Source organism: Desulfobacter hydrogenophilus (assembly GCF_004319545.1).
Classification (GTDB): Bacteria; Desulfobacterota; Desulfobacteria; order Desulfobacterales; family Desulfobacteraceae; genus Desulfobacter; species Desulfobacter hydrogenophilus.
Genome location: NZ_CP036313.1, coordinates 3,794,372 through 3,818,487, shown reverse-complemented (window position 1 = coordinate 3,818,487; position 24,116 = coordinate 3,794,372). Strand labels below are relative to the sequence as shown.

At 42.4% G+C, this 24,116-nt stretch carries 19 protein-coding genes and 1 riboswitch; of the genes, 7 read left to right on the top strand and 12 right to left on the bottom strand.

Going from position 1 to position 24,116, the window contains the following annotated elements:
* Positions 1 to 182: 182 nt before the first annotated feature.
* A complete protein-coding gene (locus tag EYB58_RS17020) occupies positions 183 to 1,520 on the bottom strand; it encodes an IS701 family transposase (RefSeq protein ID WP_111960851.1) in 1,338 nt (445 codons plus the stop codon).
* Between the two features lie 253 nt (positions 1,521 to 1,773).
* Between EYB58_RS17020 and drt3a the strand changes: the two genes are divergently transcribed.
* Both drt3a and drt3b read left to right on the top strand, forming a co-directional pair.
* Complete coding sequence (gene drt3a / locus EYB58_RS17015) at positions 1,774 to 2,478, top strand: antiviral reverse transcriptase Drt3a (RefSeq protein ID WP_111960787.1); 705 nt, start codon at positions 1,774 to 1,776, stop codon at positions 2,476 to 2,478.
* Positions 2,471 to 4,414, top strand: coding sequence for an antiviral reverse transcriptase Drt3b (gene drt3b, locus EYB58_RS17010; protein WP_111960789.1), 1,944 nt, complete (start codon positions 2,471 to 2,473; stop codon positions 4,412 to 4,414). The genes drt3a and drt3b overlap by 8 nt, the downstream gene beginning before the upstream one ends.
* 1,560 nt (positions 4,415 to 5,974) lie before the next feature.
* Here drt3b and EYB58_RS17000 read toward each other — a convergent pair.
* Together EYB58_RS17000 and EYB58_RS16995 are read right to left on the bottom strand one after the other, a co-directional pair.
* Entirely contained in the window at positions 5,975 to 7,591 is a 1,617-nt protein-coding gene (locus EYB58_RS17000) for an integrase catalytic domain-containing protein (protein ID WP_111960835.1), read from the bottom strand.
* 83 nt (positions 7,592 to 7,674) lie between these two features.
* Positions 7,675 to 8,181, bottom strand: a complete 507-nt coding sequence (locus EYB58_RS16995; protein ID WP_131072100.1) for a transposase — start codon at positions 8,179 to 8,181, stop codon at positions 7,675 to 7,677.
* Between the two features lie 523 nt (positions 8,182 to 8,704).
* Positions 8,705 to 8,779, top strand: a riboswitch (cyclic di-GMP riboswitch).
* Between the two features lie 26 nt (positions 8,780 to 8,805).
* On the opposite strand from EYB58_RS16995, the gene EYB58_RS16990 reads away from it, so the two are divergent.
* Complete coding sequence (locus EYB58_RS16990) at positions 8,806 to 9,483, top strand: PEP-CTERM sorting domain-containing protein (RefSeq protein ID WP_111960797.1); 678 nt, start codon at positions 8,806 to 8,808, stop codon at positions 9,481 to 9,483.
* 705 nt (positions 9,484 to 10,188) lie between these two features.
* Here EYB58_RS16990 and EYB58_RS16985 read toward each other — a convergent pair.
* Positions 10,189 to 10,968: an MFS transporter gene (locus EYB58_RS16985; protein ID WP_242637409.1), complete on the bottom strand. Its 780-nt coding sequence runs from the start codon at positions 10,966 to 10,968 to the stop codon at positions 10,189 to 10,191.
* Positions 10,969 to 11,267: 299 nt separating this feature from the next.
* Between EYB58_RS16985 and EYB58_RS16980 the strand changes: the two genes are divergently transcribed.
* Positions 11,268 to 12,698: a transposase gene (locus EYB58_RS16980; protein ID WP_170299865.1), complete on the top strand. Its 1,431-nt coding sequence runs from the start codon at positions 11,268 to 11,270 to the stop codon at positions 12,696 to 12,698.
* 33 nt (positions 12,699 to 12,731) lie between these two features.
* On the opposite strand, the gene EYB58_RS16975 is transcribed toward EYB58_RS16980, so the two are convergent.
* From EYB58_RS16975 to EYB58_RS16965, 3 genes are all read right to left on the bottom strand, one after another.
* A complete protein-coding gene (locus EYB58_RS16975) occupies positions 12,732 to 13,067 on the bottom strand; it encodes an MFS transporter (RefSeq protein ID WP_278186250.1) in 336 nt (111 codons plus the stop codon).
* Positions 13,068 to 13,167: 100 nt separating this feature from the next.
* The gene (locus EYB58_RS16970; protein ID WP_111960032.1) at positions 13,168 to 13,773 is read right to left on the bottom strand and encodes a recombinase family protein; all 606 of its coding nucleotides are present in this window, start codon (positions 13,771 to 13,773) and stop codon (positions 13,168 to 13,170) included.
* A complete protein-coding gene (locus EYB58_RS16965) occupies positions 13,761 to 14,345 on the bottom strand; it encodes a Uma2 family endonuclease (protein ID WP_111960034.1) in 585 nt (194 codons plus the stop codon). Before EYB58_RS16965 ends, EYB58_RS16970 begins: the two co-directional genes overlap by 13 nt.
* Positions 14,346 to 14,694: 349 nt before the next feature.
* On the opposite strand from EYB58_RS16965, the gene EYB58_RS16960 reads away from it, so the two are divergent.
* Together EYB58_RS16960 and EYB58_RS16955 are read left to right on the top strand one after the other, a co-directional pair.
* Positions 14,695 to 15,063 carry a type II toxin-antitoxin system RelE/ParE family toxin gene (locus EYB58_RS16960; RefSeq protein WP_111960035.1) on the top strand — a complete coding sequence of 123 codons (369 nt, stop codon included), beginning with the start codon at positions 14,695 to 14,697 and terminating at the stop codon, positions 15,061 to 15,063.
* Between the two features lies 1 nt (position 15,064).
* Positions 15,065 to 15,385: a helix-turn-helix domain-containing protein gene (locus tag EYB58_RS16955; RefSeq protein ID WP_111960037.1), complete on the top strand. Its 321-nt coding sequence runs from the start codon at positions 15,065 to 15,067 to the stop codon at positions 15,383 to 15,385.
* 128 nt (positions 15,386 to 15,513) lie between these two features.
* Here EYB58_RS16955 and holA read toward each other — a convergent pair whose 3' ends face one another.
* The 5 genes from holA to rsmG all read right to left on the bottom strand — a co-directional run bounded on the left by holA (position 15,514) and on the right by rsmG (position 21,691).
* Positions 15,514 to 16,779, bottom strand: coding sequence for a DNA polymerase III subunit delta (holA, locus tag EYB58_RS16950; RefSeq protein WP_111960039.1), 1,266 nt, complete (start codon positions 16,777 to 16,779; stop codon positions 15,514 to 15,516).
* Positions 16,766 to 17,536, bottom strand: coding sequence for a prolipoprotein diacylglyceryl transferase (lgt, locus tag EYB58_RS16945; RefSeq protein WP_111960041.1), 771 nt, complete (start codon positions 17,534 to 17,536; stop codon positions 16,766 to 16,768). The genes holA and lgt overlap by 14 nt, the downstream gene beginning before the upstream one ends.
* A 9-nt stretch (positions 17,537 to 17,545) precedes the next feature.
* Positions 17,546 to 18,040 (bottom strand): signal peptidase II, encoded by a 495-nt coding sequence (gene lspA, locus EYB58_RS16940; protein WP_111960043.1) that lies wholly within the window; start codon positions 18,038 to 18,040, stop codon positions 17,546 to 17,548.
* The gene (gene ileS / locus EYB58_RS16935; protein ID WP_111960044.1) at positions 18,040 to 20,835 is read right to left on the bottom strand and encodes an isoleucine--tRNA ligase; all 2,796 of its coding nucleotides are present in this window, start codon (positions 20,833 to 20,835) and stop codon (positions 18,040 to 18,042) included. Before ileS ends, lspA begins: the two co-directional genes overlap by 1 nt.
* Positions 20,836 to 21,049: 214 nt before the next feature.
* On the bottom strand, positions 21,050 to 21,691 hold the full coding sequence (gene rsmG / locus EYB58_RS16930; RefSeq protein WP_111960046.1) for a 16S rRNA (guanine(527)-N(7))-methyltransferase RsmG: 642 nt from the start codon (positions 21,689 to 21,691) through the stop codon (positions 21,050 to 21,052).
* A 326-nt stretch (positions 21,692 to 22,017) separates the two neighbouring features.
* Between rsmG and fusA the strand changes: the two genes are divergently transcribed.
* Positions 22,018 to 24,105 (top strand): elongation factor G, encoded by a 2,088-nt coding sequence (fusA, locus tag EYB58_RS16925; protein ID WP_111960048.1) that lies wholly within the window; start codon positions 22,018 to 22,020, stop codon positions 24,103 to 24,105.
* Positions 24,106 to 24,116: the final 11 nt, after the last annotated feature.

Genomic DNA, 24,116 nt, shown 5'->3' with positions numbered 1-24,116 from the left:
CATAATACCGTTACATTATTTGAATCTCATCATTCGATTGGATATTAAAGATTGTTATGAAACCATACTGTTTAAAAATCTCATCAAAAAAGTTGAGGAAGATCTAATACTCGCCCCTCAATGTATTAAGTTACTTAACAATATCCATACTAAAGTTTCCTGTAAATTTATCGAGTTTTTTGCTATGCAACCATGCGTAGCAGGATTTTGACGAAAGATTTTTGTGGGGTTTGCGCTGGCACAGGGCAAACACTATAAAAATCAGAACTCAATGCCGCCTCCGCAATTATCCGCCGCACATCAGAAAATGCAAATCCGGCTCGTCCCCGAATTTTATATCTTCGATCGGGTGCATTTTCCAACCGGTCAGCATAGATCCATGTCAGCGTTGTGGACATCATGCAGAAGTTAAGGTGATTCAGTACGGCTTCCGAATTCCGAACTTGTGATTTTGAACTGCCAATCTCCTGCTTAATTTCTTTAAATCCTGATTCAATTTTCCAGCGCGCGCCATAATATTCTATAATTTGCTCAACCGAAAGCCTCATATCTGTGGTCATGAGGGCAACGTACCGTGTTTTTCGATAAACCCAGACAACCCGCACCCTACACTTCATCGTCTTCAGCATAACGGTTTGTGAATACGCCAGCACTTCCCTTTTTTTGCCGTAGAGAAAAACCCTATAACTCTGGGAGTTCTCCTTCAACCTCCCTGCACAATCATCCACAGAACCCAAACGTAGGCCATACTTTCGTGGACGGCCAGCCTTAGGTGTTCCTGTAGCGACAGGTGCAAAATCATACAGAATAATATTTGTTCGCATACGAGAAAGCAGGTGGAAAGAGCCTTCATTTCTACGATCCAACCTGGACCAGAGGCCATTGTTGCCAAACCAGCTATCTGTCACAATCAACACCGGTTGCTTATAGTAATTTCGAATATCCGTTATCATTGTGGCCGCCTGTGCCATTTTGTCTTCAAAATGAAGAACCTCTCCTTTCCGTGTGGCAGTCGCAGATTCTGCCTCAATGTCCTTTTTCATCATATAAAATCGAAAATCAAGAGGCAGGCAGGCCCATCTGGATTTTATTTTTTTCAATAATCCTACTGCCAGAATACACTGTGACCATGGATACGAACTTTGGTTAGACTTTGAGGCATGGTTGTGAAAATATGCGCAACCAAAAATTTTTTTTCCACTCTTTGGGTTTATGGAATCATCCAGTACTAGCAGAATTCGTTCTTTTACAGCTGGTGACGGAATCATTCCCCACATCGTATGCCATAGTCCTTTCCATGGTAATGTTGGGCTTGCCATGAAGGCATAAAAGCGCTGACTTTTCAGCTTTAAACCAAATAGAGTTTGCAGGGCACGTAACAGGTTAGAGGTGATTGATGATGTAAATGGAACCAACACAGCCAATAGCGTGTATACAAACCAGACCTTCCGTTTCTGTCCCTGAACAGTATTAGAAAATACAGCTTGCAGAGGTAATAGCAAATCACGTAATATAAACATGGTAGGTCGCTCCTTTTTTGGTATAATTTCAATTAATTAGCCAATTAAAATATACCATAGGAGCGCCTACCTTCCAAGATCTATTTATCGCTTATTTTAAATAAATTCAGTATGTTATTTCAACAAACCGTTTAAGTTTGGCATGAAAAATGAAACTCAATTTCCATGCCAACTGCATCTTGAGGCTTTCTCAAACCGATTCTAATTTTCAGGAAACTTCAGTATCCATAGAGACCTTCGGATTAATCATGCCATGCATGGTTTACCAAGAGGATTATCAATAAGCTCTACACTTGCAGAGCTTTATTTAGAAGCGTTAGATAAAAAGGTAGCCTCTCATCCTGACGTGATATATAACGCACGATATGTTGATGATATCATTGTTTTAACACCAGCAGGTATGGAACGTAACGTACAAACTGATATTTCAGCTTTCCTGAATGAAAGGGGTCTGAATCTCAACAATAATACGGATAAGTATTATAGTGGTTCTTCACAGTCAGCAGAGTTTGATTACTTGGGTTATTCAATTAAGGTCAAACAGAAAAAGAATAAGCCAAACGAAGTATCTTTAAAAATTTCTCAACCAAAGTTAAATAAACTTAAATCCAGAATAGCAATCAGTTTTAGCAATCATAAAAAGCAAAAAAACATCGCCCTTTTGAAAAGAAGACTTGAATACCTTTGTATGTTGAAACGTGTACGAAAAGGAAAGAACGGCCATTTGTTAGCTGGGCTTGCTCACAACTACCAGTATGTGACTGATGGATTTGAATGTTTAAAGGCTCTTGATGGGTTTCTCTGTCAACAATTGTCCAATCCTCGGTACGGGTTGAGTCAACAAGAACAAAATAAAATTAAAAAAATATCAATATACGGAAATGCAAAAAAACGAAATGTTGGGAAGTTTACCAAGAAAAAAGCAGCTCAAATAATGCAAGTATGGAAAAATGCCTGACATCATTAAAGTAAATACCAATGACAAATTAAGAACGTTACTAACGGATGTTCTTCCCTATGAGTTGCCGTTATGGTTCTCAAATTTCACAATGTATCAGAGGTTCAGTACGCCAGCGCATGCTAATGCGTACAGGAATATTTCGGGTTTAGCTTTTGAAAGTGGCACTGGCGTATATATCCCTTTGGAATACTCTGTAAGTCGAGGAGGGGACAAATCACCACGTGCAATATCAATCATGCATCCGGCGGCTCAGTTAAAAGTTTGTGATTTTTATCATAAATACGATGAGTTGATAAAATATTACTGTACAAAATCAAAACATTCCTTAAGACACCCTTACAGAAAATCAACTAAGTTCTATGGTAAAACTCAAGAAGGCTCAAAACTCACTGGCGGCGTTGAGAATGTAGACGAAGAAAGGATTGTTTCAACCTCTTATTTTAAATACAAAAAATATCCTTTTCTATATCGTTTTTTCGAATCTTATGAGTATCATAAGCTTGAAAAACAGTTTCATAGCATGCTCCAGGTTGATGTGTCTAAATGCTTTCCCAGTATTTATACACATTCAATTGGTTGGGCGGTAAAAAATAAGCGTTTAGCCAAAGTAAACCCAAAGGCTCATGGGAATTTTGACGGAGAATTCGATAATTTAATGCAGCTCTCAAATTATCGTGAAACGAACGGAATAATCATAGGCCCTGAAGTAAGTCGGATTTTTGCGGAAATTATTTTGCAAAAAATTGATTTAAATTTAGTTGATAAAATGACGCTAAATAAATATCAAATTTCGAAAGATTATGACTTTAGACGCTATGTTGATGACTTTTTTGTTTTCTTTCGTTCTGAAAATGTTAAATCGGCTTTTATAAAAGCATTAGAATCAAGCCTGTTGGAATATAAAATGTACTTGAATGAGGCTAAAACAACAATAGCCCATAGGCCATTTGCAACTGATATATCTTTAGCGAAACACGCATTAAGCCATGCTGTTGGTGAATATTATAATTCGCGTTATAAGAAGAAAGACACAGATTTAGAATCCATTATTCAATTAAAAAAGCCAAGTTATAGCGCTAACAAGACAATAACAAAAATCAAAATGGCTCTGGCCAATTACAAGGTTGAATACCATTCAATTTCTAATTATCTATTTAGTGCAATCGCAAAAAGAATGCTCTCCTATTTGTCAAAAATATCTGAAGTTGAGCATAAGGATGAATTTCATTTAAATTGGCTGTTAGTTGATTTGGATGTGCTGTTTTTTGTGCATGCAATGGATATACGGATAAGACCAACGGATCGATTGGCACGGTTAATTCATGATCTGCTTGAAAAAACTGCGAATTGGCAGGAAAGCCATAAAGAAATACTTCACAAAAAAATTTTTGATCATGTTAAACAATCAATCAATATATTTATTAATCATGCGGATGATATGATTGGGCTTGAGACATTAAATCTCTTAATTATTTTAACAATGCTTCCTTCAAAGTATAAGTTACCGGAAAATAAATTAAAAAAGTATTTTGGTAGCTTAGAAAAAAATTCAGAGACTAATGATTTCTATTTTCGCTGGATAACATTCATGCTCTATATAGAGAACAAGCCAGAATATCAGCAACTACGTGGTGAGCTGATTAATTCAGCTGAGAACCATTTGCTGAACAGCATTGATATGTTTATATCTTCTGAATATTTTATGTTCTATTTTGATTATCTGGCTTGCCCATATATCGATGCGCCAGTAAGAAAAAAAATGATAGAAGAAGTTAAAAAAATAACCTTTGATAATAAGCAAAATCAGGTCGAGTTTAATGTAAATAAGCAAAGTCAAATAGTGCTTAATAAAGACTTTATTGTCAGTTGGAGAGATCCAAAATATTTAAAAAATAGCTTAAAAAAGAAAGAGTATATTTTCCCTTACAATTAATTTATGCCGCCGACCTCCGTAGGTTTCTGCAAGCACTTCGGTGCTTGTATGGGCTTTGGGAAACCTCAGCCACACACACGATAGGAGGGGGCGGCACCCAATATTATGAAGTCAACTTGAACAAAAATTTCCTGGCCCCCCCCCCCACACACAATCTGCCCCTAAAAGGTTCCGATAAGAACAGGTAGAACAAAAGTTGGCTTTCCCACTTATGAAAACACAATTAAGCAGGTGCATAACAAGAAGGCTGTCGATGGTCATGTTAAATTGAGCCAAAAATGGTCATTTAAAACTGAGCCACTAGGGAATTAAACAGGGGGGACCGCAGGATCACTCCCCCCTGTTTAATTTCCCGGTGATCAACGACAATTATTTTTTCCCCCGTATTGCCTCATGAATAAATCATACCATACCTGATTTGTTGCCTCACGAATAATGTTACCGACAAGAGGGTATTATTTCTGGGTTATTATTCAATTTTTAACATACTGACTTCTGTATTAAAATCAAACTTTTTTATTACGTTGCCTTTTTGTATTTTCAGGTTGATATGAAGTGGACCCAATGTCAAGACCGATTTTGACTTTTTTTAAGTTACATTTTTCTATAATCCTTTGTCAAATTTGATGATAACGACCTTCTTTCTTGCCAGATTACCCTTGCTATTTTGATTTCTATCCCGCTATCTCGTGTTTCAGCAGCTTTTTTCCTTCAAATCCCACGCCCCTAAAAAGGGATAAGCGGAGCGAGTCAATGTTTTTTTCGGAGGGTCCGAAAATCTTTTTTTCCTTCCAGGGCTTTTTTCGGTGAAGTATGATTTTGGTTAAACCATGGCATTTGTAAGCGGCCAAGGGAAAAAGATTTTTGGAAACCGAAAAAAACATTGACTCGTGTAGTGCTCCCTTAAAAAAGGGGCTGGTATTTGAAGGTAAAAAGCATATTAAACCAAGCCTTTCTGTTTTGACCTGGGCCTAATCCGGAGCGCAGCGGAGTCCAGTTGCTTTCAGATTCTAAATCTGAAACCCCCGGTAGGGTCCCCCTGAAGGGGTCGCACCATAGTGCGAAACAAATATTCCGTAGGGCTGCCAAGGGTATCAGTCTTTCTTCATTTTTCTGGTTGATACTTAAAACCGGCTTCAATCAATATAGATTCCAAAACTATCCCAACCTCACCTCTTCTTTTGAGCTCATCAAGCATCTACTGCTGAATTCGAGCGTTCACGCGAACTCGCTTTAGATGTGCCGGCAACTTCGGTTTTAGTTTTCCTCTATATCCGCCACGCATATCCTCTCCTTTTTAATATAAATGCTTCAAGAGTGTCGCCAATTCAGCGCTTTAGATAACTGTAATACGCTTTACAAAAAAAATAGGTGATTTTTGCATAAAAAATGACAGTTTATCATCCCTTTGATATTAAAGGGGATTTTCCACTAAGCCGGCCCTGTCATGTGTTACGATGATGCTTTCTGATGGTACAGGATGAATATCATCATCTTTTTTTTTCATTATTTTAGCACCATAGCACTGACATTGTTTATATAGTTCCAAACGTACCGTTATTATACAGTAAGCTTTCCCTTTTCCATTTTTTGGGTATCCACTGTTATAGCTTTGAGGTCCCCGATTCTGGTATCTTCAGCCAAAGGATTACGTTTTAAAAGATTATCATCATATGTAATAATGGCTTTTTCCCTCCAGGCTTTGACCCGCCGCTGTAAAGTCCTCAGCTGCCCCTTTGTGTATTGTCCTGGATATTTTTCCTGAAGTTTTGAAAGCATTGATTTGGCGGTCTTTTCAGGATCATTCTCCAACCATGAACAGACCTCATCCCAAGCATCTTCAAAAGGATCCTTCCTGGTTCGCCACCAGTGCTTGGCACGCGGTTTTTCCGTTTTCCTATACTGCCTCCTTTTTATAATGCCAGGTTCTAAAATCAAATTGTCATTGTTTTTTTCAGTAGGCTCTTCCGTAGTTAATGGTAATTTAAAACCGTATAGAGGCTGCCTATCTTCATTTTTACCGGAGGAAGGTTGTTTCGCCAAAGTTACATGTTTCCACAGCGCATCCTGTAAAAACTGAATTTGCTTTAACAGAAGAACCGGATCCAAAGAATAGTTTACCAATTCCAGCTTTTCATTTGTTTCCTTTTGGATCTGGACGGCTTGTTTCAACCTTTGAAATGGGGTTTGTGCAGCATCATATGTTTTCTTTATTTTGCTGTTATCTCGCCATTTTTTTTTCAGCTTCATTGAAGGTTGGAAGAAATTCACATAAAGGCGTACTGCCCGATATAACTCAGAGAGTTGCATATAAGCATGGTGACCTTCAAAACGATCGTACCCGACTATCTGCCTTACAACTATTCCGTTTTTCTGCTCAACATAACACTGATCGTTTTTCTTATATGCTCTTCCCCTGGTAAAAGTTATCTTTTCTTTTTCGCAATAACGGATCAATTCAGTATTGATGAACTCAGTTCCGTTATCAGTATCAATCCCTAATATTGGAAAAGGTATCAATTCCTGGGCTTTATCCAAAGCATGAATAACAGCAGAACCACTGCGGTATGGTAGAGCAATACACTCGACCCAACCTGTGGCGATATCTGTCAAAACCAATGTATAAAGAAATTCTCCTTCCATGCTCCAGCCACAATGTGCTACCAGGTCAGCCTCAAAAAAACCAGGCTCATCTTCCTCCCAATCAGTAAATGTTCTTATCGGAATCTGATGTTTAAGAAGTTTTCCGGGTTTGGTTGTACTCATATTCAGGCCATTGTTTCTTATTGGTTTTAAAATTCGGTCAATCGTTGCGGGGCTTATTGAAATAAGTTGAGAACGGGTTTCGTCGTTAAGTTCAAGGTGTCCGTAACGTTCCAAAGTCGGCACCAGATCCTTCAAAAACGGGGCAAGCCTTTTTGAGGCGATATAGTTTGAAGCCGCCCAGGCAATTTTCAATGCTTCTTGAACGTCACTGTTATAAATTCTTGGCCGTGGCTTTTTAATTCTTCTCACAACCGGTAACTCTTTTAAAGACAGTAACCGGATTGCATATTTACGCGAGTATCCAGTTGCTAAAATGAATTCGTTCAAAATAACTGATTTGTGCTTCTTATTTTCTTCCCTATATCGGGGAGCAACATTTGCCAACAATTCTCTTTTTGCTTGAAAACTCATTAGTGACCTCACAATCTACCCTCCACATATTTTTATAATCTGTTTTGGGTAACATTATTCGTGAGGCAATAGATACAGTGCGGTTACATTTTGTGCGATTCAATGCGCCCCTCTCGGGAATTATAATTGACGTTCATCACAAATGACCTGGACAGCCGACGAAGGTTTCCAATGCTTTGAGTGTCCATCTGGGATAGACTTCTTGAAATTGTTGAAACATCAGGAAGCTTTTTCAATCCCATTAAGCGGAGAACAAGAGGGTCATCCCGGTAATAATCAATTTCCCGCAATCTCCTAAAACCCAAGATCAGGTGAATAATAAGCAGCATCACAACCAAATGATGACCGAAAATGGGGGATAGTTTCAAATTAGAAAAGCATTTTTGGAGTTTGTCCTTCAATTCTATCCGTTTAAAGAATAGTTGAAAAATCAACAAACCTGAAAAGGAAGTGAGTTGCTGATCTTCGAATTTAATGTCAGGAATTTTATGGAATTTAGTAATAATTTGTGCTTTACTGGACTTCACTTGGGGTGGCCTCCTGAAGAAGGTTGTTTTTTGTCTCGAAAACTCATTATAACCTTTATTCATAGGCCTCCTCAAGTATTTTCTTTGCTAATTTCCTACTTTATTTGTGCAATGAGAGGGTAAAGCTCGCCCTCCGAATTGTGAGTGACCTGAGCATTAGATAAGGAAGTGACGGCCTTTATTGACAAGCCTATTGGCGACACATGATAGACAAATTAAACACCTTTTTACTACCTGATTATGCATTCTCCAATGATGCTTTTTTATCTCCAATAAAATGTAATGGTATTTTGACTATTTTGGTGATGTCTTTTCCCATATATTTGAATTTCACAATAAAGGTTGAAAGGTTTCAGAAGCTTGAAAAAGTTTTTATAGAAATGGACAGGAAAGTGATTTGGTATAGATGTGTTGGTATTACGGTTGTTTCACTTATTACATTATTTACTACTATTGTGAAATTAATGTAATATTAAGAAAACATTGTTCTATATAGATGTACACTATTTTTTTCATACTATCCCATTTAACAAGGGTCTTCAACCAATTGCGATAGTGGTGCGATTTATGCTTTTTAATGTGGAGAATATATAAAAGCCAAACCTGTTGTGAAGTAGGAACGGAAAGCCACGGGTCAAGAGATGACATCCGGGTTGTGATAATTGATAATGATAGGAGAATTGAAAAATGAAAAAAATGTTAGGCAGCCTTATGGCTGGTTTGTTAATGTTATGTTTCGGTGGAATTGCACAGGCTACAGTCATAGATTTTGATGATCTTGGCAGTCTCCTCACTGAAGGCACTTATTGGGGTCCTACTCCAACGGGATTTGTCAGTGACGGTTTCCTATTTGATTTTGCATTAATGAATAATGACTATAATCAAACAACATACAGTAACACCTATGATTTCCCTTCATTAGAAATCGCCGCTTACAGTAATAATGATTCAAATAATCCATTTGATATAGTCACTGTATCACGAGATAACCCCTTTAATTTTATTGGCGCAATGATTGGTGGCAACACCTACAAGGATACTACGGCTTGGTATGCTGCCTCGGAACTAGAAATCACAGGCTTACTTGATGGCAATATAGTCGGCTCGGTTACTGTAAATCCTACAATTGGCGGATTCAGCTGGCTTGATGCAAATATCATGAATGTTGACACCCTAGTATTTGCTGCTGACGCTGTTGATTACAACTACATTAATCTCGGATTAAGCAATACAGGAAGTGGCTCTTATTGGTTGATGGACGATTTCACATACACAGATGCAGTCCCAGAACCGGCCACAATGTTCCTCTTTGGCCTTGGTATTCTCGGTCTTGCTGGAGTAAACAGAAAGAAACGTCAGAAATAAGCTTACATAGAAACAAATGTCATGAAAACAAATACCGTATTACGGGATAATGATGGCAGGCGTTGTGGGAATGAACGAAGGGTGTTTTCATATACCGAGTATTCCCCTGAAAAAAGATCAGGTAAAGACTGAAGATCTGGTCTCGACAGACGGTGTAAGGTAAAACAATAATTTAGTTTGAAACCATGGGCAGGGTCAATTAAGTTGGCTCTGCCTTTTTTTTATTGTAGCGCACTAAATACTGTAAATAAAATCTTATCAAACTGCATACTCAGATTACATTATATGAACCAGAAACATCATCATAAGCCATCCTTCCAAATTCCACTCTATAAAGTACCAATATATAAAGTACCAATATATAAAAATCATAGCAACACGTCATTTTCAATAAATAATCTCTGCTTTCTCTCGAATTACTAAGCGACTATAAATGGTATCATCAGTGACGAGCAAAAATTCAAATGCGGTGGCTACTTCCAAAAGAAAGGCTCAGGATTCAGAACCAACAGATAGCGAGGACTACTTCCAGGATGGCATCATTGTTTTAGGCTGATAAACACCCCAGACTATCCCTGTAACTCCGGATCTTTTCAAGGACGGGATTCAACCACAATATGTTTTTGACCGGTACCTTGAAAAAAAGAGGAAGAAGAAGCTGCCGCGCTGTAGAAGTACTTACAGTAAATGCCTCCGATAGAACTGCTATCGGGAACCTCGTTCCGAGGCAAGACAGCGAACAAAGAGCCATGCGACCGGTGGTAGCGCCAGCGCAAAGGCCCCGCAGAGAAACAAAAACGTCAGCTGCACTCCTACCCGGTCTGCAAGCTTTCCAACAAGCGGCCCCGTGCAGACAAAGCCAAGGCGAAACAGCAGGGACTGCAAGGAGAGAATCCCGGCCCTGTTGCTCGAAGAGATCTCTCTCTGGGCGTAGTTGAGCATCATGGGGCCACGTAGCCCCCGCATACAGGTGAGCAGGTAGTAGTACAAAAATCCCCAGACACCACCTACCAACCCAAGACCGAGATACCCCCCCAGACTCAGCAACACAAAGAGCAAAATAATAGACTTGTCACCAAGCCGCAAATGGGTTCGGTGACTGGCAAGTGCTGCAAGTGTCACACTCAAATTGGCAACAGCCCAGATCGGCCCAAACCATTCAACGGGCACTCCACCATCCTGCATATAGGGTTGGACAAGCCAAACGGGATAAAACGAGGCCAGGCCAAGGATAATATTTAAGATAAGCGTGTATCGCAAACGGCGGTTTTCCACCAGAGCGTACCGGGTCGACTGCAATGCCTCAACGATATGACTTTTCGGCACAGACGTTTGTCGATCCGGCTCAGTGAACGTCCTTGTCAAGAGCAATGCAAGAACCCAGACAGCTATCTGGATAAAGAATGGAAGCAGGGGGGCTGTTGTATACAGCAGCCCGGAAAAAATGGCGCCACAGGCTTCGCCGATTTGGCCAAAACCTTTCATCCGTCCTTCATGCCTGGCGTAATACACTTCTTCGCTGCTTCCTTTTAAGGTTTCAAAGAGTAGCGCACTGTCCGAGCCACTGATAAACGCAAATGAGATCCCTAAAACTCGATGATCCAGTTTTTTTGAGGGAAGAACAGGTAATCAGTATTGAAAAATGAAAAGGCTGGTCAAGTCGATGCTATAATACCAATTTTCCAAACTGATATCTCACTCATCGGTTGGCCAGCCTTCAATGAGCAGAGTAAAATAAATGTTATTTGAATACAATAGTTCAATTGCAGTATAACACCTCATTTATGAAAATAAGGAATGAGGCGGATGTGTTAATAAATAAGCTGTTGCCGTTTGTTGAAAAGTATACTGATTCACTGAATACTGAATTAACACAGTCATCCCCAGGAATGACCTTAAGCAAATCACAAAAATTCTGGCTGGGTTTCTGCATCACTGGAATCATCTTGACCAGCAGCATCAATTGGGCTGCTTTTTCACGTATCAGTGTGGGATTGTATAAAACTACAGCTCTTTCCTGGATGTTTCGCCATTCTAAAATTGCTTGGGAGCATCTGTTTCATCTCAGCCTTAAAATTATTTTCAAAGTATATGGCATTACCAAAGGTGTTGTCAGTATTGATGATTCCGATAAAAAGCGTAGTAAATGCACAACAAAAATTTTTGGAGTCCACAAAATAAAAGACAAATCAACGGGTGGTTTTTGCATGGGGCAAGGCTTAGTATTTTTGGTGTTGATAACACCAAAACTCAGCTTTCCAATTGGCTACGCCTTTCATATTCCTGATCCAAAAATCAGCGAATGGACCAAGGAGGATAAAAGATTAAAAAAGGCTGGCGTACCAAAATCAGAACGCCCAAAAAAACCGGTGCGCTCAGAAGAATATCCTACCATTCCAATGATTGCCAAGGCTCTTTTAAAAATATTTGTAGAGAAACACCCGGAAATAAAAATAGAAGCGATTGTTGCAGATGCCTTATATGGGAATGCTGAGTTCATGGATGAAGCGTCTAAAATTGCAGGAAACGCCCAAGTTATCAGCCAAATAAGGTACAATCAAAATATTTTACTCAAGAGCGATAAAAAATCAGTTGAAACATATTTTAAAAATATTCAACCAATTCAAAAGACCATACATGTACGTGGAGGTAAAGAGGTTGTTGTACTCATTAAAAGTGCCAGAATACATGTGTGTGCTCATAAGAAAAAAAGATTTGTCATTGCAATAAAATACATTGGAGAAAAGGACTATCGGTATCTTGCCGCTTCGGATCTGACCTGGCGATATCCTGATATCATAGACGCATTTACACTCAGATGGTTAGTAGAGGTTTTTATTCAAGACCATAAGACGAATGAAGGCTGGGGAAATTTGACCAAACAACCTGATGAAGACGGGTCTTACAGAAGTTTGACCCTGAGTCTGTTGGTTGATCATTGTCTCCTGCTTCATCCTGACCAGGTGGCCTCGATAAATAACAAACTGCACGCAAGAACTGTTGGCAGCCTATGTGACACCGTCAAAGTTGACTGCATCTTATCCTTTGTCGAACAAATCATTCATAGTGATGACCCAGAATCCCATTTCAAGCAGATCTCGGTATTTTTAAAAGAGCATTTTGTAAAGGCAAACGATTCTCAAAAGCACATGAATCTAAATTCTTGGGGGAATTATCAATCCGCCCCATCATTAAAATACAAAGCATTCTGTTAGCATGGGGATAATAACTGCCAGCGAGGTCTCATGTCAATTTTTAAAAACTGGATCATCGAGTAAAAGAATTTCAGCAGCGAGAACAGAGAGAAAAGAGTCAGCGATGGTATAAAGACCCCAGCCGCAAATCCCAAGAACCGAGGCCAGGCTAAGAGCCGTCCTGTAACCAATCCGATCACTGAGGTAGCCGGAGGGGTACTCCATGACAACCATCGCCACGGAATATATGGACTGTACCAGTAAAATCTGGGCAATGCTCAAACCAATCTGATCTTTCCAGAACAGTGTGATAATTGCCATGGGGAAAAGACTCATCTTCAGAAACGAAAAGAGATACAGTCTTTTTATATTTATCGAATAATCAGCCATCAGACATGATATCTGTTAATTTCTGAAATTCACACCTGATTGATCAAAACAATATGGGTGTCGGTGATCCTCCGGATCTTAAATTTTGCGAGGCTCATTTTCAAACCTCAACAAGTTCGCTTTGCACCTCAAACGGACCCAGGATTTTCCCAGCCTTGCGGTCCCGCATGATCCGGTATACGGTATCTCTGGATATGCCGAACTTTTTGGCAACAGCGGTTTTCTCTTGGCCGGATTCGACCAGGGCAACCACTTTTCTTTCCTGGGTAGCATCCAGCTTGGGTCTACGGCCAAATTTCACGCCCTTTGCCAGAGCTTTCTTGATTCCTTCGGCCTGCCGTTCCCGGATCAGGGAACGCTCAAACTCTGCCACGGCTTCCATCATTTGCATGAGCAACTTGCTCATGGGGGAATCCTCCCCGGTGAACTCCAGGCCCTCCTTGTGGAATTTGACCTTGATCCCCTGGCCGGTTAGGCCCTCAACTGTATTTTGTAAGTCCGCAAGGTTCCGAGCCAACCGGTCCATAGAATGGACGTGCAGTCTGTCACCTCCCCTCAAGTATTCCAGGCAGGTTTTAAAAGCCGGCCGGTTAGTCTCCTTGCCAGATGCTTTGTCCACAAAAGTTTTGTCCAGGGGGATGCCGCCAAGCTGCCGGTCTGTATTCTGATCTATAGATGAAACCCGTATATATCCTACTTCTGCCATCCTTCCTCCATGTTTAGATAGATTTCGGACAATGGCAGTTCACAACCCACGGATTCGATCTTTAAAACCTGTTCTACCCCTTCATATGAATCATACGTCCACTGACCACTCTGCTGACGAACATACTGCCCGATCCAATATTTCTTCTGGGAAACAAGGATGTATTCTTTCACCGTGGGGAGTCTCCGATAAAGTTCAAATTTATCACCACGATCATAGGCTTCAGTTGAATCAGAAAGAATTTCGATGATGACAACCGGGTTTGTCAGGGTATCGAATTTGTTATCCTCAAATTCAGCATCCCCGCAATACAGAACAATATCGGGATAGGAATATTTCTCCACCCCTGTCTTCACACGCATATCATTTGAAAACAAATCACAGGGCTTACTTTTGAGTCGAGTTCTTAATTCTCCGGCAATATTCACATTAATCCGATTGTGGTGCCTGCTGGCCCCAACCATAGCGAAGACCTCACCATCGTAAAATTCATGCTTAATATCCAGAGAAGCCCTTTCCATCTCAAGATACTCTGCCACTGTCATTTTCCCTTGGGGTTGTTGTGCTGGCATTTTCGTTTCTCCGTGTCGATTAAATTCAAAAACTTTATACCGCACTGTGTCTGAAAAGTCAAAAACAACTTTAACCAACACCAGTTTTTAACGGGTTTCAATTTTTCGGCACTGGGCTTCAACAATTCAAGCCCCTCTCTCTTCTCGGCTAAACATAACATAGATAGAGCAGACTACCTCAAAACAGGGTCCATTTTTGGGGTGAACGACTACCGCAGACTTTCCCTGTAATTGAGTGCTGTTGCTGTTTCATATATCCGGCTCTATCAATTTGTCTTCACCATAATTTCACACCAAGATGTTGTGTACAAATACTTGAAAAGTGTATCACAAAGAGTTATAGTTGTTTATGAAAAAATTATGCACAAAATGGTTTAAGAAATGGGCAAAGAAAATGAGTTTGGAGAATCATCATCTCATTGAAGCCATTGGAAATTTAGAAAAAGGGCTCTCTGCGGCAAGTTTGGGTAGCAACCTGTTTAAAGTGCGTGTAAACCGAGAGGGGAAAGGGAAAAGTTCCGGATTCAGGACAATAATTGCATATAAAAAAGAGGAAAAAACTATATTTCTGTATGGATTTGGCAAAAATGAAAGAGCCAATATAGACAAGGCAGAGTTACATTATTTCAAAAAGCTGAGCTCAGATTTAATGATAATGGATGCCAGTCAAATTGAAAAATTAATAGCCGAAAACGTTTTGTTTGACTTGGAGGAATAACATGAGGGATTCAATTAAAAAAGCAATCGGTGAAACTGTCCAGGATATAATGAATTCAGGATTTAAAACCTCTTTTACTGAAAAAGAGTTAAACTCACTGGGTGTTACCATTCCTGAAGTACAGCTATCTACGCACCAAATAAAAGAAATCAGGGAAACCTTGAACGTAAGTCAGACAGTTTTTGCCAAATTGTTAAATGTAAGCCCGTCTTCAATACGGCAGTGGGAGCAGGGGAAAAGACAGCCAACTGGTTCCACAAGGGTTCTTCTTGATTTACTTAAAAGATCTCCCAATATCCTTGATTACAGACTTAAAGCATAAAGCACAACGAGCCTTTTTATAGAACGTTTGAGGTGAGGACTACTTATGGGACCGGTCTTGTTTTTCAATAGAAAAAAAACATAGACTTTCCCTGTCAGTCCAAACCTTTTCTTAAAAATTTTAGGAAATCAATAGGGCCTGCGGCACAGGGTCATAACAAAATTTTCAAGTCCTGTAACAGCGTCAGCGCCGGACGATTTAATACGATAATCAAGTTCGGAAAGAGCCAACAGCGCGTGGGTCAGTTCTTCCAGGGCAAAATTTTCAGATTTTAAAAAATTTTGAAATATAGGATATGCATTTTTAGGATTTGGGGCCAGCAAAAGATCATTGGCCGGCGGTTTGGCAGACTTTTTTTTATTTTTATCGTCATCGACCCTGAAAAGGCTGATGTTTTCTTGATCGGCTTTCAAGGTATTCGCATCCCAGTCAATAATTGCAGGCAAAATCATCTGCTTGAATGCATTAAACTGCATGCCTCTCAAGGCAGGCCCCCCTGCCTTGCCCGTATTCAAACCCGTTGTAAAGCACTTGATAGCTAAAAGTTTTCTGACTTGATTTTCAAGGGTTTTCAAAATTTGTAAAGGATGAAATCCGCCGGACAACAAGCCCGATAAAAGAGTGAGGGCTTTAGACACATCCCGTTCCATCACCGCATTGGTCAGGGAAAATATGGGGTCCTTTTTATCTTTGTGCACCACAGCCCTGATATCGGCCACAGATATTTGATTTCTGCCCCCGGTATATGTCAGAAGCTTTTCAATTGCATTTGAAAATAACTCCGGATTAAATCCTGTCTGGTCCACAAGGGCTGCAAAAGCATCCGGGGGCATTTGCTTTCCTGATTTTAACAGCATCTGCCGGCTGATATCCCGCAGCACAGCCTGCTGTTCTTCGATATCGGCTTTTCTGGCGCCCGTGGCAACACTGCAGTCCACCACCAGCCCGTGTTCAAGGATAAGCTTGTATATTTTTTTTCTGCGGTCAGGCGTACCCGTGGTAAACACAAGCACATGATTGTCAGGGATGCCGCCTTCAAAAAGGCGGACTAAAACCTGCAGATCCTTTTCACCGTAGCTGATCTCACCTGGGGATGCTTTTATTAAAAAAAGCGGTGCATCTTTTACCGCAATGACTTCTCTGGTTCCAAGAAAAGAAAACGTACCTGCCTGTTCGGCAATCTCACCCACGGGTGTGGTTTTCCCGTCCAGGACATCAAGGCCAAACTGCTTTGACTCCCCTTTAAGCAATACTGGGACAAGGGTATCCAAAGCCTTGCGCACCAAAAAGGACTCCCCGCAGATCAGTACGATTTTAAGCGTATTGTCCTTGGACAGCGCATCAAGGGAGCCTGCAAGGGCCTGGTATGTGATCAGGTTTTTAGCGGCTGCCATGCCGGGATCTCAGTTTGATGATCATAAATATCAGAGCAATGCAGGAGACCAGCAACCCAATGCCCTGGGACAGTGACAAAAAGTCAAAAAAGAAGTTACCCCTGAAATCTCCCCTGTAAAATTCAATAATTGACCTGAACAGGGAATAGAGCATGATGTAGCTTAAAAAGACCATGCCATTAAAACGTTTGCGTCGCTGTATGGCCAGAAGAATCAAAAAAAGAACAAAGTTTGAGGCGATCATATACAGCTGGGTGGGGTGTAACGGGATATTCAGGGGAGCTAAGCTGTCCGGATTTGTAAAGGTCAGGGCAATGGGCAACGTGCAGGATTTGCCGTAACAGCATCCGGCAAAAAGACAACCGAAACGACCCACGGAGTGCCCTAAAGCAAGGCCGGGCGACAGAACATCTGCGGTTTTCCAGATATCCATTTTTTTGATACGTAAGAAGATGATGGCCCCAAGGGCGCCGCCGATAAACCCACCGAAAAAAACCAAACCACCGTTCCAAATTTTGAAAATATCAAGAAGGTTTTCCCTGTAAGCGTCAAAATTAATCAGTACATAAAGGATACGGGCGCCGGCAAGGGCGCTGATCAGAACGGTAAAAAAAAGATCGGATACCATCTGATTCGGAACACCATAAAATTTTGCATTCCGTTTTGTAAACCAAATGGCGGTGATAAAACCCAGGGCCACGAAAAGACCATAGGTATAAAGCTTCAGACTGCCGGCCTGAAGAAGAATCGGATGCATGGGTACCCCTTATATTTCAGGCAGTTTGTTGAATACTACGTGGTAAATTAATATGCCCATCCCAATGGTGATTGCTGAATCTGCAACATTAAATGCCGGCCAGTGAAGTGCACCGGCATAAAAATCCAGGAAATCAACCACTTTTCCAAACCGGAAACGGTCAATCAGATTTCCTATAGCACCACCGAAGATCAGGGCCAGGCCATAGGATAAAAAAATATGGGATTCGGCTGTTTTTCGGTAAAGCCAGAGTACGAACAGGGCAACCCCGGAGGATAAAAATAAAAAAATAAATTTTCTGATCCCGGGGGACTGTTCGGCAAAAAAACCGAATGCCCCCCCGGGATTAAGTATATGGGTGATGTTAAAAAAATGATCAATCACCGTAATATGGGTGTACAGCGGCAAATGTCTTACAATAAGCCATTTGGTGATCTGGTCCAGCAAAAGAACACAGAGACTCACCAGGGCAAGCCGCCGCATGGGTGTTAAAAAACCAGCCATCAGTCCAGAATGGTTTTAAGGGCCTGGGTGCAACGGGGACAGGTACAGGGATGATCCGGATCAGTTCCCAGGTGTTCATCAAACCGCCAGCACCGTTCACATTTTTCACCAGATGCCTTTGCCACCTTTATAGCCAGGCCCTCAATCTCCTTGCCCTGGTAGATATCCCCGTCAAGGGTATCCACCACCCGGGCTTGGGACACGATAAAAATGTCGTTGAGATCACCACCCAGGGATGCCACCTGGGCTTCAAGGTCACCTTGGGGCAGTTTAATTTCAATAGCTGCATCCAGGGGATGACCGATGAGTTTGGCAGCTCGTGCCTCTTCCAGGGCCTTGGTCACTTCTGCCCGCAATGCCCGGATATTTTCCCACTTGGCTGCAAGGTCCTTGTCCTCAAGGGTATCCCCAAGGCTGACCATATCCTCCATGTGGACACTTTCTTTTTTAGTGTCACCCAGGGGCATGTGGGTATAAATTTCTTCGGCCGTAAAGGGCAGGATTGGCGCCATGATTTTTACCAGGGCATCCAGTATCATGAACATAACCGTCTGGGCATCTTTACGGGTATCTGAATTTTCAGGGCTTGTGTAAACACGGTCCTTGATAATATCCAGATAAAAGGAGGAGAGATCCACCACGCAAAAATTATGAAGGGTGTGATAGATCACATGAAATTCATAGGCATCATAAGCGGCCCGGCACCGTTTTACCACATAATGCAGGCGATGAAGAATGAATCGGTCCAGCTCTGCCATATTTTCAATGGGCCGGAGCTGGGAGGGGTCAAACCCGGTGAAGTTGCCCAAAAGAAACCGACAGGTGTTTCTGATCCGTCTGTAGGCATCCGAGAGCTGCTTAATGATATTATCGGAAATGCTGACATCCCCGCGGTAATCAGCTGAAGCCGCCCAAAGTCTTAGCACGTCGGCGCCGTACTGTTTGATCACCTTGTCCGGGGCCACAACATTGCCCACGGATTTGGACATTTTATGACCCTTTTCATCCACCACAAATCCGTGGGTCAACACGGCCTTATACGGCGCATGGCCGGTTCTGCCCACAGCGGTCAGAAGTGAAGAATGAAACCAGCCGCGATGCTGATCAGAGCCTTCAAGGTACATGTCCGCAGGGCGTTGCAACCCTTCTCTTTCCTCTAACACGGCGGCATGGCTGACACCTGAATCAAACCACACATCAAGGATATTCTGGTCTTTGGTAAACGTTGTTGAGCCGCAGTCATCGCATACCGCACCATCAGGCATTAGAAATTGGGCATCCTTTTCAAACCAGATGTCCGAAGAAAATTCAGTGAAAAGTTTATGGATACGATCCACGGACTCCCGGGTTACATATACCTTTTTGCACTTGGTGCAGTGAAATACAGGAATGGGAACCCCCCAGGAGCGCTGGCGGGACAGACACCAATCCGGCCGGTGTTCAATCATGGAATAAATACGCTCCCTGCCCCAGGACGGAATCCAATGAACATTGTTGATTTCATCAAGGGCTTTTTGCCGCAGCCCCAGGTTGTCCATGGAGATAAACCACTGGGGTGTGGCCCGATAAATAACCGGCTTTTTACAGCGCCAGCAGTGGGGATAGGAATGGGACATATTTTCCTGCTTCAGCAACGCCCCTTTTTCTTCCAGGGTTTTATTAATTTCAGCATTGGCCTTAAAAATAAACTGGCCCTCAAACAGCTCAACCCCTTTGGAAAATGTGCCGTTATCCTCCACAGGCGAATAACAGTCCAGGCCATAGCGATTACCTGCAACATGGTCATCGGCACCGTGGCCCGGAGCGGTATGAACACAGCCGGTTCCGGCCTCAAGTGTGACGTGATCCCCCAGGATAATCAAAGAATTTCTGTCATAAAAAGGATGACGGCAATTACGGTTTTCAAGGTCCTTTGCAGACAGTTCGGCAATAATGGAATAATCTGCTATCCCAAATTCACCCATTACATTTTCCACAAGTTCCTTGGCCATGATCAAAATGCCCTGATTTTGTGTTTTAACCGCCGCATAAATAAAATCAGGATGCAGGCAGACACCCAGGTTGGCAGGCAAAGTCCATGGCGTAGTCGTCCAGATAACAACCGAGACTGTTTCCCCGTCTGCATCAAAAAGATCTTGAATATTGTCCTTTACAGGAAATTTGACATAGATGGATGGGGAGGTATGATCGTGGTACTCAATTTCAGCTTCAGCCAGAGCGGTCTGACAATTGCAGCACCAGTAGATGGGTTTTTTGCCCAGAAACATATCCCCTGACAGGCCGAATTCTCCGCACTCTTTGGCAATGCGTGCTTCATAGGGATAGTTCATAGTTAAGTAAGGCTCATCCCACTCCCCTGCAACCCCGAAGCGTTTAAACTCTTCTCTCTGGATATCCACAAAGGATGCTGCATAGGCCCGGCATTCCCGGCGCACCTGCACCGGTGTCATGTCCTTTTTCTTTTTGCCCAGCTTTTTGTCCACATTGTGCTCAATGGGCAGACCGTGGCAGTCCCAGCCCGGAACATACGGTGCGTTAAAACCGCACATCTGCCGGGATCGGATGATAATATCCTTTAATATCTTGTTGATGGCATGGCCCATGTGAAGATGGCCGTTGGCATAGGGAGGACCGTCATGGAGAATAAAAAGGGGCTTGTCCTTGGATTGTTCCCGCAGTTTTTTATAAATTTTTTTCTGCTCCCAGGCTTTGATCATCTCAGGTTCGCGCTGGGGCAGGTTGGCCTTCATTGCAAATTTGGTAGAAGGCAGGTTCAGTGTTTTTTTATAATCCATTATTCCTAAATTCCTTTTGCCTTTCGAATTCGGTTTTAAGTCTTTTATATCAAAGTCAAAATAACTTACTGAAGTACTGTCATGTTCCTTGTGGGTGAGTCTATTGTTGATAGACCAAATCAGCCAGTGACTGTTATTATCGAACTTTTCTTTGTAATGGCAGCAAAGGCAAAAGTCAAGAATTTAGCGGAATTTACAGTGCTCACGCATGGATCTAAAGGGCCTCAAGAATAACCACAAACCGTTGGGCATCCACAAAGGGCAGGGTATAAGATTTATGTGTAATATGAAACTGCGTCGCAAGTTCAGGCGTAATCTCTTCCAAGGCATGCGCCCCTTTCAAGGCATAAATCCTGCCGCCGGATACCAGCATGGGACCGGCAAGTGCTGCAAGTTTTCCAAGATCGGCAAAGCCTCTGGCGGTCACGGCATCATACATTTGAAAATGCCCGGGATCTTTGACAAGGTCTTCAACCCTTGCATGCAAAGCACGGATGTTGGCAAGTTTCAAGGTGCGTACCACATGATTTAGAAAGCTGACCTTTTTTCTCACCGCATCCACCATGGTGATATCAAAATCCGGGCGGATTACTTTCATGGGAACGGCAGGAAATCCCGCACCAGAACCAATATCCATGATCCGTGCAGACCGATCCAGAAACCTGGCCGCAGCCAACGCATCCACAAAATGTTTATAAGCCACAAGCTGTATATCGGTTATGGCGGTCAAATTCATTTTGGCATTCCAAAGCTGCAACTGCCTGGCATGGGCTGCCAGCAAAACCGTCTGGTCCGGTGACAAACTCAACCCAAGGGCATCAGCACCCTTTTCAAGGCAATGGCAAAATTCATTCATTTGTTGTATATGCAACCCACTGTTTTTTATTTTTTTTTAAATGCACCCTGATTGACCCCACCCTTTCCATATAACGAAAAATTTTCGGTAAACACTATAACCTGTCTTCCTGAAATTCAACAATAAAAAGTGCAATTATATTTGATTTTATTTAAAAAATAATGTATTAGATCTCTTTCTATTTTATTTGATAATTTACATTCTTAGGATAATTTAACAAGATCATAATAAAACTATAGTAATGAAACATAACGGCTGCGCCCGGGGCAATGGTCGCGCTTATTATTTGTTTCAAAGGATTTTTTTATTTTTAAGGACAAAACAAAATGATCAGAGATCTTAAACGGGTAAGAAATATTGGAATCAGTGCCCATATTGATTCCGGTAAAACTACGCTTACTGAACGGATTCTTTTTTATACCAACCGAATCCATAAAATCAACGAAGTCCGGGGAAAAGACGGCACGGGCGCGGTCATGGATTCCATGGAACTGGAGAAGGAAAGGGGCATTACCATTGCTTCTGCGGCCACCCATTGCGAATGGAACAAGCATGCCGTTAACATCATTGATACGCCCGGCCATGTGGATTTCACCGTGGAGGTGGAACGGTCCTTGCGGGTTCTGGACGGTGTCGTTCTCATCCTTTGCTCGGTATCCGGAGTGCAGTCCCAGTCCATTACCGTTGACCAGCAGATGAAGCGTTACCAAGTCCCCTGCATTGCGTTTGTCAATAAATGCGACCGTTCAGGTGCCAACCCGCTTAAAGTCTGCAAGCAGCTTAAAGACAAACTCGGCCATAACTCCGTGATGCTGCAACTTCCCATAGGCCTTGAAGATAAACATGAGGGCATTATCGACCTTGTGAAAATGAAAGCCTATTATTTTGAAGGTGACAACGGGGAAAAAATGGTGGAAGCCCAAATTCCTGCAGAGCTGCAAGATGATGCTGATGCCGCCAGAGAAGAGATGCTTGATGCTGTGTCTCTGTTCTCCGAAGAACTGACGGACGCTGTTCTTGGGGAAACTGAAATTACCGAAGAGATGATCATGTCCGCAGTCAGGACCGGTACCATTGCCCGGGAGATGACCCCGGTTTTTCTGGGTTCAGCCTACAAAAACAAAGGGGTCCAGCCCCTGCTGAATGCTGTTATTGATTACCTGCCCTGCCCTCTGGATATTAGAAATGAGGCCATTGATCTGGATAATAACGAAGAAACCGTTGTTCTTGAAAGCGATTTTGATAAGCCTGCCGTAGCGCTGGCCTTTAAACTGGAAGATGGCCAGTATGGTCAGCTGACCTACATCCGTGTCTACCAGGGCTGTGTTAAAAAAGGAGACACCCTGATCAATGCCAGGGACCATAAAAAGGTTAAAATTGGGCGCCTCATCCGCATGCATTCTAACCAGACAGAAGATGTGGACGCTGTCCCGGCCGGTCATATTGGGGCCATGTTCGGCATTGACTGTGCATCGGGTGATACCTTTGTTTCACCGGATGTCAACTACTCCATGCTGGCCATGCACGTCATGGACCCGGTTATCTCTTTATCCATTACGCCCAAAGACAACAAAGCCCAAATCAACATGTCCAAAGCCCTGAACCGGTTTACCAAGGAAGATCCCACATTCAAGACCTACGTGGATCATGAAACCGGAGACACCATTATTCAGGGCATGGGGGAACTTCATTTAGAAGTATATGTGGAGCGCATGAAGCGCGAATACAATGCCGAGGTTGTCACAGGCCAGCCCAGGGTGGCTTACAGGGAAACCATTACCCGGAAAGCACCTTTCAACTACACCCATAAAAAACAGACCGGTGGCGCAGGTCAGTTCGGACGCGTGTCAGGGTTTATGGAACCCAGTGAAGAAGAATTTGAATTTGTGAACAAGGTCACCGGCGGTCGCATCCCCACCCAGTATATTCCGGCCTGTGAAAAAGGCTTTGTGGGCTGCCTTGTAAAGGGCCCGTCCCTTGAGTTCCCGGTAACCGGCATCAAGATCACCTTAGAAGACGGTGCCTACCATGCCGTTGACTCATCTGAGATGGCATTTCAGTCAGCAGCCCGCGGCGGTTTTCTTGAGGCTTACAACAAAGCAAAGCCTGTTATCATGGAACCGATTATGAAGGTGGTGATTGAAACCCCCAATGAGTTCCAGGGTGCCTGCATGGGGTTGATTAACCAGCGGCGCGGCATCATCCAGGGTTCCCAGGAGGAAGGGGTGATGTCAGTCATCGAATCCCAGGTTCCACTGTCCGACATGTTCGGCTTTTCAACAATTTTAAGATCTGCCACCCAGGGCAAGGCCCAATTCACAATGGAATTTTCTTCGTATAAACAGGCCCCCCTGTCCGTGGCAGAAGAAATTTCCAAGAAAAAAGCCGAAGAAAGAGCAGCCAAAAACAAATAAGACCTTTTTGA

Bases quoted from the DNA above. Each gene is read 5' to 3' on its own strand.
- EYB58_RS16985 (WP_242637409.1), bottom strand. From the start codon at position 10,968: ATGAAAGGTTTTGGCCAAATCGGCGAAGCCTGTGGCGCCATTTTTTCC.
- EYB58_RS16955 (WP_111960037.1), top strand. From the start codon at position 15,065: ATGAGGGATTCAATTAAAAAAGCAATCGGTGAAACTGTCCAGGATATA.
- EYB58_RS16975 (WP_278186250.1), bottom strand. From the start codon at position 13,067: ATGGCTGATTATTCGATAAATATAAAAAGACTGTATCTCTTTTCGTTT.
- fusA (WP_111960048.1), top strand. From the start codon at position 22,018: ATGATCAGAGATCTTAAACGGGTAAGAAATATTGGAATCAGTGCCCAT.
- EYB58_RS16995 (WP_131072100.1), bottom strand. From the start codon at position 8,181: ATGAATAAAGGTTATAATGAGTTTTCGAGACAAAAAACAACCTTCTTC.
- drt3b (WP_111960789.1), top strand. From the start codon at position 2,471: ATGCCTGACATCATTAAAGTAAATACCAATGACAAATTAAGAACGTTA.
- EYB58_RS16980 (WP_170299865.1), top strand. From the start codon at position 11,268: ATGAAAATAAGGAATGAGGCGGATGTGTTAATAAATAAGCTGTTGCCG.
- EYB58_RS17000 (WP_111960835.1), bottom strand. From the start codon at position 7,591: ATGAGTTTTCAAGCAAAAAGAGAATTGTTGGCAAATGTTGCTCCCCGA.
- rsmG (WP_111960046.1), bottom strand. From the start codon at position 21,691: ATGAATGAATTTTGCCATTGCCTTGAAAAGGGTGCTGATGCCCTTGGG.
- holA (WP_111960039.1), bottom strand. From the start codon at position 16,779: ATGGCAGCCGCTAAAAACCTGATCACATACCAGGCCCTTGCAGGCTCC.
- EYB58_RS16970 (WP_111960032.1), bottom strand. From the start codon at position 13,773: ATGGCAGAAGTAGGATATATACGGGTTTCATCTATAGATCAGAATACA.
- EYB58_RS16960 (WP_111960035.1), top strand. From the start codon at position 14,695: ATGAAAAAATTATGCACAAAATGGTTTAAGAAATGGGCAAAGAAAATG.
- ileS (WP_111960044.1), bottom strand. From the start codon at position 20,835: ATGGATTATAAAAAAACACTGAACCTGCCTTCTACCAAATTTGCAATG.
- drt3a (WP_111960787.1), top strand. From the start codon at position 1,774: ATGCATGGTTTACCAAGAGGATTATCAATAAGCTCTACACTTGCAGAG.
- lspA (WP_111960043.1), bottom strand. From the start codon at position 18,040: ATGGCTGGTTTTTTAACACCCATGCGGCGGCTTGCCCTGGTGAGTCTC.
- lgt (WP_111960041.1), bottom strand. From the start codon at position 17,536: ATGCATCCGATTCTTCTTCAGGCCGGCAGTCTGAAGCTTTATACCTAT.
- EYB58_RS16965 (WP_111960034.1), bottom strand. From the start codon at position 14,345: ATGCCAGCACAACAACCCCAAGGGAAAATGACAGTGGCAGAGTATCTT.
- EYB58_RS16990 (WP_111960797.1), top strand. From the start codon at position 8,806: ATGAAAAAAATGTTAGGCAGCCTTATGGCTGGTTTGTTAATGTTATGT.
- EYB58_RS17020 (WP_111960851.1), bottom strand. From the start codon at position 1,520: ATGTTTATATTACGTGATTTGCTATTACCTCTGCAAGCTGTATTTTCT.